The sequence below is a fragment of the Daejeonella sp. AP26 genome (assembly GCF_056680515.1).
Genome location: NZ_CM155286.1, coordinates 1,220,238 through 1,236,320 on the forward strand (window position 1 = coordinate 1,220,238; position 16,083 = coordinate 1,236,320).

Below are 16,083 nucleotides of genomic sequence, written 5' to 3' on the forward strand. Positions count from 1 at the left end.
CTATACAGGCAAATTGATTAAAAATTCAGTTCCTTCTGCTTCGACGGAGTTTACCGTTAACTCGCCTCCATGAGATTTGATTATATCATAACTAAGAGATAAGCCTAGGCCGGTACCTTCTCCTGCCGGTTTAGTCGTGAAAAAAGGCTGGAAGATTTTATCGGTAATATGTTTGGGGATACCCATGCCATTGTCTTTTATAATTATTAAAATACTTTCACCGTTGTTTTCAGAAATAAGTTTAGTTGTCACACTTACGACCGGTTCAAAGTTTTTGTCTTCTTCTATGGTCATTGAGCTGACCATCTGCTTTTTGTCGTTAACCGCGTAAAACGCGTTGTCAAGAAGGTTTAATAAAACCCGTCCAATGTCTTGAGGAATTATTCTAACCTTTCCAATTGACTTATCAAAGTCTGTTATTATTGTGGCATGAAAGCTTTTATCCTTCGCTCTTAAGCCGTGGTAGGTTAATCCAAGGTATTCCTTCGCTAGTGCATTGAGATTAGTCAGCTCCTTAGTTCCGGGGTTATTCCGACTATGCTGAAGCATGCTTTTTACAATCGCTTCGGCTCGTCCACCGTGATGATGGATTTTTTCAAGACTTTGTCTAATGTCTTTTGCTATTCCTATGGCTTCTGTCTGATTACCGTTGCTCAGCTCAGTTGTCATTTCATCCAAAAGCTCTTTGCCCAATTCCGAAAAATTGTTCACAAAGTTTAGCGGATTTCGTATCTCGTGGGCGATGCCTGCTGTTAGTTCTCCAAGAGAAGCCATTTTTTCCGAGTGGATTAGTTGAGCCTGGGTTAATTTCAACTGGTGATACGCCTTCTCAATTTCTCGCGCTTGCTCCAATTCCTTTGACCTAGTCTTTTCACGCTCAACTTTAAGTAAACGACGACGTTGTAAACGGTCAAAGACATAAAAGCAGCCAGCTAGCAGGGCAAAATAGAGTAGGTAGGCCCACCATGTTTTCCACCAGGGAGGAGTAACAATCAGTAGAACCGACCGCTCTGCCCAAACACCGTCGATGCCTGAAGCTTTAACTTTAAATTTATACTCGCCCGCAGGAACGTTATAATAGTATGCCGATTTATCCGACCCTGCTTTTCGCCAGGTTTTGTCATAGCCCTCAAGCATATACAAATGTTGGTTGGCATCAGGATCTCTATAATCAATTGCTGCAAATTCGAATGAAAAGTTATTCTGCTTAAAATTTAGTTGAATGTCTTTAGTTTGCTCTATGGGCTTTTTCATTATCCGCTGCTTACCCGGAAGCACAGGTACGTCTTCAATCCTTAAGCCCGTCAAAAGTATTGAAAGTGGCTTCGCGTCCGGAATTAACTTGTTAGGGAAGAATGAATAATAGCCTGTAGCATCTCCAAACAGAAGTTCACCTTTACTTGTCTTGTATCCAAAGATAAAACCAGGCGTAACACCTAATGATTTACCATAAAAAATGGTATAATTACGATGGGGACTGATTCTAAAGATCCCTGATATGGAACCTGCCCAGATATTTTTGTAGTTATCTTCAATGATGCTGCTGATGTAGGCGCTGCTTATTTCAGAGTTTTGACTTTGAAATAGGGAAAACTCGTCGGAATTTTTGGACTTACTGTAAATCCCCAGTTCTGTACCTGCCCATATAGTTTGGTTGGAATCATAATATACACTCTTCACGGATTGGCCTGCCAAATAGTGTCTGGTTTGTCCGGTTTTGACGCTAAAACGATTTAAACCAGATCCGCTAATTCTCGCTATCCAGAGATCACCCGACTTATCTTCTGCTAGTCCTGTAACCATGTCGTTGATAAAATTTCCAGCCACCTTAGGATTTTGCCGATAGTGCGTGAAACGCCCTGTTGCCCGATCCATCAGTGACAAGCCGCCTAATCCTGCGATCCAGAAATCTCCCTGGCGAGTTTCTAAGATGCTGTTTACTGACCCGGAAAAGATGCTTGCCGGGTTATTCTTATCATTCTGGTATCTTGTAAATGTTCCTGTTTTAGGATTGAATAAGCTGAGGCCGTTTTCGGTGCCAAGCCATAATCTACCTTTTCGGTCGCGGTAAACTGCATTTACAATGTTATTGCTTAGCGTACTGGCATTGCCCATATCGTGACTGTATAGCCGGGATATTTGGCGGTTCTTATTTAATTTTAAAAGGCCGTTATCAGAACCTAGCCATAGTTCTCCCGTTGGTTCTTCGGCAAAAGACAAGATTGCAATTCCAATATGTTTATGCGGAATCCGGATATTTGAGGGATTGATACGGTAAAGATTATTCTGCTGGGTACTCATCCACATTATCCCATCGCGGGAAGTGTAGGCCCACCAACAAGTGTTGTCTGAGAAATCCTGGTAGGGACTTTTCCCTTTACCGAAGTGGTCAACCTTTTTTGTAACTGGGTCATAGCGGTTCAAACCTCCTGCCATTGTTCCGATCCATACTTTTTTAAGACTGTCTTCACCGATAAAGGTAATATGATCCACGCTTCCGGATAATTGAGGGCGGCTTAATTGATCTGGCTTTGCAGGATCATAAGTATGGCGCATGAATCTGCCAGTAGCCCTGTCCATAGTGTGTAAACCGTCTCCGGCAGTACCAACCCAAAAGGTACCCCTCGTATCCTCGTATATAGCTCTAACTTTATTGTTTATTAGGCTGGTAGGATCCTGCGGGTCGTGCAGGTAACGTGTAAAATTACCTGACCTCCTGTTGAAACGGTTTAGCCCTCCGTCCTGTGGTCTGGTCAGGTCCAGAAACATTCCGGTGCCAACCCAAAGTGTTCCCTGGCGGTCTTCGTAGATCGCTCTGATCTTATTGTTGCTTAAACTATTGGGGTCCTTCTTATCATGAGAATAGTGCTTGAACTTGCCTGTTTTTTCATCAAGTAAATCCAGACCTCCATAACTACCTACCCACAGATTTCCTCTACTATCCCGCAGGATAGCTGCCACGGTATCATTGCTGAGGCTTGAAGGGTCATTTTTGCGGTTACGATAATGAATGAATTTTCCGGTCGCTGGATCAAATTTATCCAGTCCCGTGCCAAAGAAGCCGATCCAGATCACACCGGAAGGGTCAGCAATCACCACCTCAGGATAGGTGCCCCCAAGGGAACTGGGATCTTTAGGGTCGTTGCGATAGCTGTTTAGGTGATACCCATCAAACCGGGTAACAGATCTCTGCGTTTGATCAGAAAACCACATGTAACCGTTAGCATCCTGAGTGATACAATTTACTTTTCCAACGTTTATCCCATCAATTCCATTAAAAAGATTAAACTTCAACTCCGGCGACTGGGCCATGAGATTTGTCAACCAGCAAGCATAAGTTAGAATTAAAATACCTGTAAAGAACCGCCTCATATAATTATCAATTGGATATTTATGATGAATCTCTATTCGATAAATGGCTTGTAAAAGTTAAGTTTTTCTTGCAGCCCCGCTGATGAGGTTATTGTTATTTAGTAAATTTTGGGTAATTGGAACATAGCGTTGGTGCCAAATGATTTCCACGTGAATGCTATCAGCTTCGTGGCAATCGGTTGTAATAAGGTAGTATTTTTGATTTATATATCAAACAGAATATTTACGGCAAGCCAGGCAACAGATTCGGTCAGGAACTTTTAAACTTCCGCCGAAAATCGAAGTTGTCCTATTCCTATAGATGAAGCAAGAATTGTTTTCTTAAAGAAAGTAGATTCATTATTGCTTACTTACATTCTTTAGAATTGCAGCTTTTAACGGCTCAAGATGCAGTACTTTTGTTGTTTCGACATCGTTATCCAGGAGATTAATAAAAACCGAACCTGGTGGCAATGTGAAACTCTGAGCGGGCTCCTGATTATTGAAGCATACAAGAATTTCATCTTTTTCATCAAATCGTTTATAAACCAGCTGACCTCCGACGGCTGTCAAAAATTCTATATCACCAGTAACTAGAACAGGATTACCTTTACGAATTTCGATAAGCTTTTTGTAATAGTTAAACTGCGTTTGATTAAATCCAACCTGATCATAAAGTTTAGTCCCAGGCTGAAAATTGTTTCGACTTTCATCCTCAAAGCAGAATTCATTCCACCAAAGTGGCTTACGTTGATCCGGATCATCGGCACCCCACATGCCCATTTCTTCACCGTTCCAGATATGCGGAGCTCCTATCGTTGTAAATAAGTGAACTAGGTACATCTGCACACGGCTATATATTTCAGCGTCGGGTTTCCCGGTCAGATAATGGGGGTCTTCCATCGGACTAGCCATTAGTTTGTACTTATTAGAATTATAGAAATCTGTAAGCAGCCGGGGCGAATCATGAGTTGAAGACACATTCATCATGGCATAGCAGTGATCCTTTCCTAAATTATCCCATAAATACTCCAAGTTCTCTTTGAACTCTGCCGCGTCGATGCTGAATGGTGATTTAGAAAAAAAGTACCGGGCCGGTTTATAAGCATGGTAAAACATTATGGCATCAAATACATCACCTTGAATGAAAGGCGCAGGATCCATAAATTTATCTGGAAACTCCTCCCACCATATTTCACCAACAAGGTAAGCATCTGGTTTTACTTGCTTCACTCGTTTTCTGAAATCCCTCCAAAAGCTCATACCAATATGGTCTGCCACATCCAAACGAAAACCGTCGATTCCCAATGAAGGCTTTCCATCAGGTGCAAGCCAACGATCCGTCACTGACATGATATGCTGCTTAACGCCTTCATTCAAATCTCCTTCATAAGGCTTACCAGGCTCACGGTGGCCTGTAATATTCACCTTTTTTAATTCAGGTAAACCTTTTACACCCATCCAGCAACTGTATTCTAATTCAGACTGCTCTTTGTCCGCATCTCCAAATGATTTGATATCATACCAGTCTTTGAAAACGGAGTTTTTCCGGTTCTTCAAGATATCCTGCCATGCCCAAAACATCACACCCGTGTGGTTCCATGAGTAATCCATGATGATCTTCATCCCACGGGCATGCACCGATTCAATTAAATGTAAGAATAACTTGTCTGCAGCAGTCCATTGCCAGCCGCACGGATCATCGGGGTCTTCGGATGCTATGATTTTGTTATCTCCCTCCGGATCAGGACCGAAGTTCACATCTATATGATGATAATTGCGCGCATCAAATTTATGAGATGAAGTCGCATCATTCAGCGGATTCATATATAGAGCGGTGACTCCAAGATCCTGCAGGTAGTCAAGTTTGGAGAGCACTCCCTGAAGATCACCGCCATACCTGCGGAAGTTGACAACTTCATTAAATGGTTTTCCTTCTTCCCATCCCTGTTGATCATACCAGTTGCCGGTCCAGTGACTTATAGTCCAGTCTGCCGGTGCATTTTCATTCAACCATGGAATATTGATATTCGCTGGTTGCGGATCATTGGTTTGATCCCCGTTATAAAAACGCTCTGTGAAAATCTGATACCAGATTGCTGACTTACTCCAGGCAGGCGCTTCATTGAAAGGGGGTATATGATCAAAGCCGATTAAAGATGAAGAGTTAGAAGGTTCAGTCATTGGAAATGTTTGTCCTGCAAAAGTAGTTTAAAGACATTTAAAGTAATGCTAAAGACAAGATAGATTATGGGAAAAACAGCCAGGCCAGATTAGAACATGTGAAAGCTTTTTACTTCAAGTCGCAGTTAAACTATTTGGAAACAAAGAGCAAAATTGGCTGTTGATTACAAATCAATTAACGCTCTTATGACTATTTGCCAATTCACAACACTCAAGGATAAGGAGAAGATTAATACTGTTCTGGAAAGTGTGTTATTAGCTGAACGGATTGAACAGGAAGTACTTTTCCGACTATATTATTTGCAGGGTTTTTTTGTCGAAATGCGGTGCGATACCGATAAAAGACGTGTTTACGGCATGAAACCTTTTGCCACCAAGCAATCGCTGGAACCATATATTAACAAGGTCTCTATTTCAGAAATCACCGGTTTACTGAAAGCAACGTAATATTTAATTGCAGATTCTAGAGTAGGTTTTCCGAAGTAGAAGAAGAACTTTAGTTACAGCGTGACACGAGAATTTTAACGTTTTGGGAACATTGCCTAAACAATAAAAAGGGACTGACTTAAAAACAAAAAACCCTCGATCTGTAAAAGAAAGAGGGTTTTTGCTACCGGATGTATTCCGTATCGTCGGGATGGCAGGATTCGAACCTGCGACCTCCTGGTCCCAAACCAGGCGCGATACCGGGCTACGCTACATCCCGAACTTTTCATAAACTGAGCATTTAAATACCCTGTTGTTTGAAGGTCTGCAAAGATAGTATTTCCGCAGTGATAGTCAAATATATTTAAAAATATATTTTCTGCGGAGAGAGAGGGATTCGAACCCTCGGTACCGTTGCCAGTACGACAGTTTAGCAAACTGTTCCTTTCGGCCACTCAGGCATCTCTCCATGTCAATTAAAACGCCTCTTTTGAGGACTGCAAATATAGTAATTCAACCATGCCATCAAAAAATATTTTCAATTGATTTAGAGGCAACAAAGAGGGAGGGAGTTTATTGAGCAGTTTATTTATTGGTTTGAAGTAAGTAATCGATACGAACATGATAAATGCCCATCAGCATAGTCTTGAAAATGAGCTTGATAGTCTCAATATCCTTAAGAGTAATGTTGCTGTCTGACAATTGCTCCTGATCCAGTTTGTATTCGATAATACGTTCTACCAAATCACTTATACTTTGCGCATCCGGCTCTTTTAAACTTCGGGATGCTGCTTCAACTGAGTCAGCGAGCATCAGTACCGCAGTTTCTTTAGAGAAAGGGATCGGTCCTGGGTAACGGAAAATGTTCTCATCGACGAATTTCTCAGGGAAGTTTTTAAGGAACGACTGGTAAAAATAGTCCACTCGGGTATTCCCGTGATGTGTACGGATGAAGTCAATCAGCATTTCTGGAATATGATTTCTCCTCGCTATTTCAACCCCTTTGTTTACATGTTGAATGATAATCTGGGCACTTTGCTCATACGAAAGGGTGTCATGCGGATTTGCACCTTTGTTTTGATTCTCGATAAAATATTGGGGATTATCCATCTTGCCAATATCATGGTAGAGCGCACCTGCACGAACTAATAATGCATTGCCTCCAATTTTGAAGATGGCGGCTTCCGCCAGGTTCGCGACTTGCAGTGAATGCTGAAAAGTCCCTGGAGCTTTAAAAGCCAGATCGCGGAGTAAGCGGCTGTTAGTATTGGTCAACTCCATCAGTGTTACGTCAGAGGTTATTCCAAAAACTCGTTCAAAGGCATAAATAAGCGGGTAGGCAAGCAAGGATAATAGCACACTGAAGATGAACGGAAGGAAATTGAACCATTCAATGTCAGCAAATGATCCATCACGAATAAGTGAAATTCCCATGTAGGCGATAAAGTAATTGCCGAGAATTAGTAAAGCTGAAATCAGAAACTGTTCCCGTTTGATCAGATTTTTAATGCTGTATATAGCAACCATACCTGCCGTAATTTGTAAAAAAGCAAATTCAAAGCTATTAGGAACAAAAAATCCGGCTATCAGAACAACCAATAAATGAATGTTTAGCGCCAAACGTGTGTCAAATAAAATGCGGATAATGATGGGAACAATACAATAGGGGATGTAGTATAAGCTGGGTATTTTAATCCGGATGGCCCATGACAGCACCACCAGCATACCAGTTATGACCAGCAGAATGAGGGAAAGCTGGCGGTTGTCTTCAAAAATATCGCGCCGAAATAAATAGAGGAAAACAATTAGCAGGGTTACAGCCAATCCAACAAGCAGAAACTGGCCGAAAAGTATGAGTTTGCTGTTGCCTACAACCCGTGCATCATCTTCGTAGGCTGCTCGCAGCGATTCAAGTTTCTGATAAACCTCGCCGCTAACATTACTTCCCTGGGTGACAATTAGTTCACCTTTCTGCACCATTCCGCGAGTAGTAGATATACTGTTTAAGGCATCATTCTCTAATTTATCAGTTAGCCGTTCATCGTAAATATAATTAGGCTGTATATGTCCCCTTATTAATCGAGCAAGCCAGTCTGCGTTTTTCAGATCTTTATTTTTAGCGAGCTGTCTATTAATGTAGTCTTCGGCCGTATTAATGTCTAGTACATCCACGGTATTTCTTTGCGTAGATACATTGTTTTTGACAATGCTAAAGTTATAGTATCGGTTTACCTGTTGATATTTTTTAACAGGTGAAATGACGCCTCGCTGATAAACTTCTTTTAGTATTCGATTTCCAAGGGCGAGGTATTTACTTTTCTCCCGCCCATCAACGCCTGATGATGACCATTTGGTTTCAAATTCTGTATTGAAGTTTTCAAGAGAGCGTAGCACAACTTCTTCATTACTCTGATAAATCGGAAGAATTGATTTAAGGATACCTTTTTTATCTGCTTCGATCTCAGCATTTGTTTTTTTTATGGCGAAACTATAAGGAGATACCAGATCCTTTTGCATCCATATCTTCCCTTTTTCATACTCAAACCTAAAGCGTGCTTGCTTAGGCAAAACAAGCGTGATGATCATCACGCTGAGGGCCATCATCAGAAATTTGAGGCCCGTAGCGTATCGGCGGTAAATTATGAGGTGAGAATTTTTCTTTAATCTGGCCAAAGTGCGGTTTTTTAAGCCAAATTTACTAATTTCTGTCAAACACCCGGATTATGCGAGTAAGCATTTTGATTCAGCTCTTCAGCAATGCCTGCTTGCGGGGCGCTTAGTTCTGACTCGACGAAGTACATATCAATCTCTCCTACGTTCTTAGCGAGTATTTTACCACGGTAAGTACATAAATATTGATCCTTGACTATCTCATAAGTATCAGCAGAGATATTAACCCGACCGGGTTCACCATTGCTCTCCATTCTGCTAGCCGTATTCACCGTGCTTCCCCAAATATCATAAGCATATTTTTTACGCCCAACAACTCCTGCAACAACCGGCCCGGTATGTATTCCAATGCGCAATTCCCAAGGCAGATTGCCGGTTTCTTTTTTCATTTCATTGCGGGTTTTAATGTACTGTTGGATCTCCAGGCTCGCTTTTATGATTTTTATGGGATGTGAATCGTCAACAACAGGAATACCACCTGCGCACATGTAGGCATCGCCAATAGTCTTAATTTTTTCAAGGCCATGTTTCTCAATAATGTCGTCGAAGGCCATGAAGTACGTGTTTAGTTCAAGGACGATGTCCTGGGGCGACAGAGCATCGGCCATCTGGGTGAAATTTTTAAAATCACTGAATAGTACCGAAACTGTCTCATAATATTTAGGTGTTGCCTGACCATCACGCTGCAGTTCTTTCGCAACCTCCTCGGGAAGCATATTTGATAGAAGCGATTCTATCTTAGCCTTTTGCTGATCTAAAAGCTTATTTGTTCTGGACTTTATAATTGAATTCCTGAAAAGCATAAACGCTATTATCAATATCAGTAAAAGCCCGCCGATCAGCGAATTCCGAAGGATACGCTGCTTATTTAGTTCAGCCTGCTGAAGCGCCCGGTTTTTTGTTAAAAGATTAATCTCCGCCTGCTTCTTTTGAATATCGAAATCAAACTGCACTTCACTCAGCCTTTTATCTGTTTCAACGTTATACAAAGAATCCTTTAGCTCCGTCATTAGGTTTTGGTAGATGTATGCCTGGCCATAATCTCCGGTTTTAGCATATGTTGAGGCAAGCCCCTGGTACGCATTTTTCAAGTCGTAGAGCGAGTTTAATCTACTGGCGAGCGTTTCGGCTCTTTTGTAAAATAATAGCGCCTTCCGGGTGTTGCCTTGTAAAGCATAGGTATTTCCTAAACCCAAAGCTGATTGTGCAATCTCCAGTTGTCCGTCTATATTTTCTGATACATCGAGTGCCTGTTCATGATAATCAATAGCTCGGGCATAATCCTTTCTCTTTTGATAAACCTCAGCTATGCTATTTAGTGAATAAGGCAGGTTTATAGAGCCTTTATAGGCTTCAAGCGATTTCATGAAATAATACAGGGCTAATGAGTCCTGTCCGCCTTCAAGATAAATTTCGCCAATATTTACCGAAGCGGTACCAATTGCGTCCTGATTGTTAATCTCCTCACTTAATGGAAGCGCTCTTAGGTAATACTGCAAAGCTTTATCATGAGTCGCTGTTTTTCGATCATATACAGCACCAATATTAATTAGTGAAGTGGCTATACGAAGTTTATTATCTAACTTTTCTGAGACTTTTAAAGATTTCAGATGGTAATTCAATGATCTGACATCTTCACCCATATTGAAGTATACAGCACCCAGATTACTTAGAATATTGGCTTGTCCAAGCTCATCATTTATTGATTTGAAAATTTTCAATGAGCTTTGCCATTGGTTTATCGCCTCTGTGTAGTTTCCCTGAATATAGTAGGCATTACCGATGTTTTTTAGAGCGTAAGCCGCTCCTTTCTTGAAGTTGATCTTAACTGCAAGATCAAAAGCCTGTCTTCCGTATCTGATGGCCCTTTGAGGATCAGTATTGAAATGATTTTCACTTGCAAGTATCAGGTTGTTTACTCTTACCGTATCATCCTTAAAATCCGCCCGGAAAAAAGTCTGTGGAATGACAAGTTCATTTGCAACGCACACCCGCGTAAGCAACAACAGTAAGAAAACACAGCTGCCAGTAATTTTAATCATTTGATATTTTTGTGCTTAAAGCAATCCTGGCAACCTGACGCTTTATCTGATAATTGTATAATTATATTGAAGCGATACCCGCAAATAATAGGTGTAACCAGATGCCTGGAAATATCCATCATTTAAAAATACAAAATTTTTGCGATCAGATTCACATCTTAATGATTCGCAGTACCTTATAGTTTCGTTGACTTTTTATTTTAATCAGGTATAAGCCAGCATTAAGTCCGGTTAAGTTAAGTTCCAGAGTATTTTCAGATGCCTTCCGGATACTGTTCGGCGAAACCGAACGTCCGTTTATATCGGTAATGATGACGTCTTTTTCCGAAATATTATTCCATCGAACGGTTATTAAGTCTGCAACAGGATTCGGATATATTTGAATCTCATTTAAGATCTGGTCGTTGTTAAGTGAAATAGAATTACGATCCCTTTTCATTTCATCAGTCAAACCTGAACTTTGATATAAAGTATTGGTGATCGATTGAAAAGAGCACCTCGAAGAGGTTGAACTTGCTTCAGATGCAACAGCCGCTTGCTTATTAACCTCATAGGTTTTTACAGTCCATGTTAGCTTCGCTCCATCAAAATATATTATAAACTTTCCACTCCCCGGTAGAAACAAGATAGGTGGCACACCCGAGAACGAGCCGGAGCTTTTCAAGAGGTTATCAGGACCTATTGGCACATATACAGGCGTTGAGTTCGGATTTTCATATGTGAAATGAGCCGCATACTTGAACCCGGAAGGATGATTAGTGAGTAATTCAACACAATCTAAATATGGTTTGATTTTTCTGGCACCCGGGCCTTTGGGATTCACATACAAGGTGCCCGGCATATAGCTAATTTGATAACCAGGATTGGCAGGGTTAAAAGTGAGATTGGATGGGATGATTGAGTACAAACCTGGAAGCGAATTATACGAAGGATTCAAGGTATGTGTAAGTCCCGAAACTGTGGTGCTGTCATTAAACTGGTATCCGCTAATTGTTGAAGTGAATGTTGGCAGAGCGGAACCCTGGAAAATGACTTTATCATCAGCCCTCACTGTTAGCGGAGCAGGTAGTATGGTTAGTTTACCTAAGCCGTAGGTAATTTCAAAGTTATTTGAAAGAAGTGCACCAGGTACCACAGTAAACTCACCTGCAGTAACACCCGTCACAAGGGTAATAGATTTGAATTCTGTAAGAACGTCATCAGGTGGGGCAGTAAAATCAAGAGAGTCCACTATTATAACGATATCAGCACCGGGTACATCTACCGTGCTGCTATTCACTATTGGGGAGCCATTCACAAGTTGCCGGGCATTTACTGTTGCTGTGCCATTAATTAAAGCTTTGGCATTGATTAGAGCTTTTGCATTAACCAATTGCCGGGCGCTGACCAATGTGGCATTATTCGGATCTACCTGGTAATTGAAGATCGATTCAACAGCTACATCAACAATGTTCGTGCTAACCGGTTGATTATTGATTAACGCCTTTGCATTAACCAATTGCCGGGCGTTAATCAGTGCCCTTGCGCTTACCAGAAAGGTTAGATCTTCCAAATCTGAATTAACTAATGCTCTGCCATTAACTAATGATCTGGCATCAACCAAAGCAATTGCATTAGCCAGGTTTTCCTCGTAACCATTGCTTAAGGAGTTTAAAAATGTATTCCTGTTCAAAACAGGAATGGCAGCATCGTCATAGTCAAAGTGAAAATTAAAGTCCCCGATTTTGCTTCCATAAATAACTGAGGTATCGCGGGGAGTAATTTTTAGCGGTAATTTTTGAATTGCCAGCAAACCGTCAATAAATGTGTAATTATAATTTTCAATTAAAGCACCGTCATTCGGATCTGATGGATCCAGTGCTGAGATAGACGGTCTGATGAAATAGTTACCAGTATTGCTTAAGCTATTTGCAGGGCTAGTATATTTAATTGAATCTAGCCCGAGCTCAGATAAGGTATATTCTGTATCAGCTAAAGGAATTCCATCAACCTTTACGCTGGCAGTGAATGTAGGTATCGCTTCACCGTACTTTTTCACCTTGTTATCTGCAGTGATGGTAATGTCTTTTTTTACGACTGCGAAGAAATACAGGGTATCTGAATTGCCACCATCATTATTCAAAATAGATACAGATGGAGTATTCACATAAATTGCCGGATTGCCGGTGCCAAATGCTGGAATGACCGCTTGTAAGGTGGTTGAGTTGACAAACGTAGTAGTCAAAGCGTCACTACGGTAAAAGATTTTTGAGGTGGGATCCAGGAAATCTCCTTTTACGGTTACAGTGAATTCCTGTGTTCCTGGTGTGATATTGGTATCAGGTAATGCCAGCTCACTTATATACGGTTTCGGACTGGCAAATGACCTCATCGAGACGTTGGGCTGGATAAAGCCGCTTCCTGACGCCTTGTCAATGCCTGCAGGCTGGATGTCAATGGCATAGTTAGAAAGTATACTACGAAGCTGTGATGGAGAAATATCAACACCTGAAAATTTCTTTTGTGCCTCGATTAATAATGCTGCTGCTCCTGCGGCGTGAGGTGCGGCCGCTGAAGTCCCGAAAAAGTTCGGGAATGGATCATTATCGATATTTACACCACCGAGTTGCACTGTTGTGTTGACACCGTTAGGAGCTGCAAAATCTGGTTTATTCCGAACCACCCCATTAACAGGTGTGCCTCCAAGAGAAGAAAACGAAGCCATGGTGGGGGCATTACCAAATGCCGGTGTATTTGTATACAGAACAGCCCCAACAGCCATAGATCCTTCTGCATTAGCTTGTCCTACAATGGTAGAGGTACCAGCGTTATGTTCAGTGATCACTCCTTCACCTCGGAAAATGATATACTTGAAGTTTACGTTTTGCGTGCCTGAAGCCCTCGTGATCAGCAGACTTGTATTGGTATTTTGGGTGGCCGTAAATGACAGGATTTCTAGTGGGTCTCCACCTAGATTATTCCTATTGAAACCGAAAAGGGTAGCCCCATTATTATCAGTAAGGTAAATATCAAGGTCGTTTAGCGAACCAACCGGATTGCCTCCAAGTGAATAAATGCCATCTGTCCATTGGAGCACAATAGTGTAAGCTCCGGGAGCAAGGGATATACTTTGAAACACATCGCCACCTGCGAAGTTATGAGCTGAACCACTTAATCCATTGGGAGCAGCCACAGGATTAAAAGTTCCCTGGTAAGACTTATTGCCATAATTTCCCGCAGCGGAGAAGTATGACACTCCGAGTGCAGCTACATCATTAACCGCCTTGGCGACTACTCCATCCTGAAAAAATGGTTCTGTAATAAAGGTGATATCATCTACAATTACGTTACAATTATCTTGTTGCAGTTCTTTAATCCCCAGCGCGAAATCCCCCGCGCTGATAAAACCGGTTCGGAAAGCAAGGCTGGCCTTCGGTGCCACATCATGTACAATCTGCAGCATTGCCCTACCCTCGTCACTTCGCCTGCCGAATGGATAGTCTCTTAAAACTTTCACCGGATTTGCGTTATTGGGATTTCCAACTCCCGGAAGATCTCCGTTTTCTACATCTGTCTTAGCAGGATCTCCAAGAATTGTATTATAACTGTCCGAAAGCACTCCGACTTTTACACCTTCTCCGAAAACATCATATCCATTTCTTACAAAATCAGTGTGCATGGCGATATCACCCTGTGTATTAGCTACTCCGCTGCTTGACACCGGTGGAAACAAAGGTCGCACATAATCTATCAGATCGGTCAGGAGGTCCAATTTTCTTAAATTTTCTATAGGATATAACCCGTTGATGATGAGGGAATTAGGGCCATTGCTTATCAGGTTCGTAAGCCCATATTCGCTTGTTTGAAGTAATGTTAATAATTCAGCGTATTTGCCAATTTTAGAAATCACTTCAATATATACGCTTGAACCCTCTATCAGGAAGACATTTTTGGACAGCTCTTGATCAGTCTGACCATTCAAAAAAAGGGAGTTCAGTTCTGAACCAATAATCTGGTCATACTTACCGCCCAGTGGGGGTGGAGTAGCAGGGATGACAGGCAACTCATCTAAAGTGGCACGCTTTATCTTAACACCGCTTTGTAATGTTATATTATAATTACTCCACAGTGCGCCCGAGATATCGCTTCCGCCAGTGCCCGAGCCGATATTTATTGAACCGTAAGGCGCCCAAACCGTGCCAGCCCATTTTGTGGCACTACCAGAAGATCCGTTGGTGATATTAAAGGCATCCTTCCTGGTTGAAGATGTCGCTCCGGTTCCGTGTGATTCAGTGTAGATCCTCGCTTCACTTCCCCCGTTAAGCAGGCTTGTACTAACTTTATTTAAATCAATATCCCCGTGTACATAGATTTTGAATATCCCAGAAGGACTATTCTTGAAATCAAAAACAAAGTTATTGTTGGTGCCTGAGTTCTTAATTGATTGAAATACATAAATTCCCGGACCTGACAGTTTAATTATTTTTCCGCCGGTTAACACCATCTTCCCGTAAGATCCCGGAGTTATTGTAATGGAGTTATTAATGGTTGTCGATCCGTACGCCGGAAATGTATTGATCGCAGGCATATCCGGTAAAACAGGAATTGAAGGAGTATCTATAATATTTCCTCCTTTTGGAGTGGGGCCTATATAGGTGGTGCCTGCCGGATGGGTGACTTTCCCGTTTACCACGCCACCACTTATAGCTATATTACCTTTTACGTCAATATCTCCCGACAGTAGGGCATTAGAACCGATCTTAAGAATAGTTCCGGTTTTATTTAATGTGTTACCGGCAGATATTTTGCCCTGAATTGTGTTGCTGTTCGTTAATTCAATAGTACCACCGCTATGTAGGCCTCCGCCAATAGCCGCGCTACCGGTCGAGCGGATGAGGGAGTAGCTACCAATATCACCACTGCTAATAGTGATTGATGAACTTAGTTGAACGCCTTTACCTGCTGCATTTGTGTTTCCTCCAAATATTACGAAATCGGAAGGCTTAAGCTTAGGTGCTTGACTCCAGCCAGTTTGAGAGAAACCTAAAAATAGAGAACTAACAAAGAAGGCAACTTTGGGAAGTAAACATTTTTTCATTTCAGAAATTTTAGAACATGAAACCGATCGAACAGCTTATCAGCCTTTATCAGCCTAAATACGTACTTATATAAAAACAGGAAAATTTATATGCCGGCAAAGCTTAAAGGACAATAGTATAGAAGTAGCGGTCCTTGAAATGATCGGTAAATATTAAACGTTACCGGTATTTATTCAATTATTTCTTGCCTTATTAAAATCAGTAGTGTTTAGAAATTCCTATCAACGAAAGGAATCGAAAGTGTCTGGCTAATAACGATTTGTAATCAGGATTTAAAGATACAGAATGCTATATAAACATTGAATTTTATTCTTAATTAAGATAAACTTAAA

Annotated in this window: 6 protein-coding genes and 2 tRNA genes; 1 reads left to right on the plus strand and 7 read right to left on the minus strand. The window is 41.4% G+C overall.

The window, feature by feature from the left end; translation table 11 throughout:
• Positions 1-3,312 carry a two-component regulator propeller domain-containing protein gene (locus tag AC1MCB_RS05265; protein ID WP_479967695.1) on the minus strand — a complete coding sequence of 1,104 codons (3,312 nt, stop codon included), beginning with the start codon at positions 3,310-3,312 and terminating at the stop codon, positions 1-3.
• 399 nt (positions 3,313-3,711) lie between these two features.
• Positions 3,712-5,535: a glycoside hydrolase family 13 protein gene (locus tag AC1MCB_RS05270; protein ID WP_479967696.1), complete on the minus strand. Its 1,824-nt coding sequence runs from the start codon at positions 5,533-5,535 to the stop codon at positions 3,712-3,714.
• Between the two features lie 186 nt (positions 5,536-5,721).
• On the opposite strand from AC1MCB_RS05270, the gene AC1MCB_RS05275 reads away from it, so the two are divergent.
• Positions 5,722-5,982, plus strand: a complete 261-nt coding sequence (locus AC1MCB_RS05275) for a hypothetical protein (RefSeq protein ID WP_479967697.1) — start codon at positions 5,722-5,724, stop codon at positions 5,980-5,982.
• A 185-nt stretch (positions 5,983-6,167) separates the two neighbouring features.
• On the opposite strand, the gene AC1MCB_RS05280 is transcribed toward AC1MCB_RS05275, so the two are convergent.
• From AC1MCB_RS05280 to AC1MCB_RS05300, 5 genes are all read right to left on the minus strand, one after another.
• A tRNA-Pro gene (locus AC1MCB_RS05280) sits at positions 6,168-6,241 on the minus strand.
• 102 nt (positions 6,242-6,343) lie between these two features.
• Positions 6,344-6,430 (minus strand) — tRNA-Ser (locus AC1MCB_RS05285).
• Positions 6,431-6,546: 116 nt separating this feature from the next.
• Positions 6,547-8,562, minus strand: coding sequence for an HD family phosphohydrolase (locus tag AC1MCB_RS05290; RefSeq protein WP_479968715.1), 2,016 nt, complete (start codon positions 8,560-8,562; stop codon positions 6,547-6,549).
• Positions 8,563-8,669: 107 nt separating this feature from the next.
• Entirely contained in the window at positions 8,670-10,673 is a 2,004-nt protein-coding gene (locus tag AC1MCB_RS05295; protein WP_479967698.1) for an adenylate/guanylate cyclase domain-containing protein, read from the minus strand.
• A gap of 151 nt (positions 10,674-10,824) precedes the next feature.
• Positions 10,825-15,750 carry an MBG domain-containing protein gene (locus tag AC1MCB_RS05300; protein WP_479967699.1) on the minus strand — a complete coding sequence of 1,642 codons (4,926 nt, stop codon included), beginning with the start codon at positions 15,748-15,750 and terminating at the stop codon, positions 10,825-10,827.
• Between the last annotated feature and the right edge of the window lie 333 nt (positions 15,751-16,083).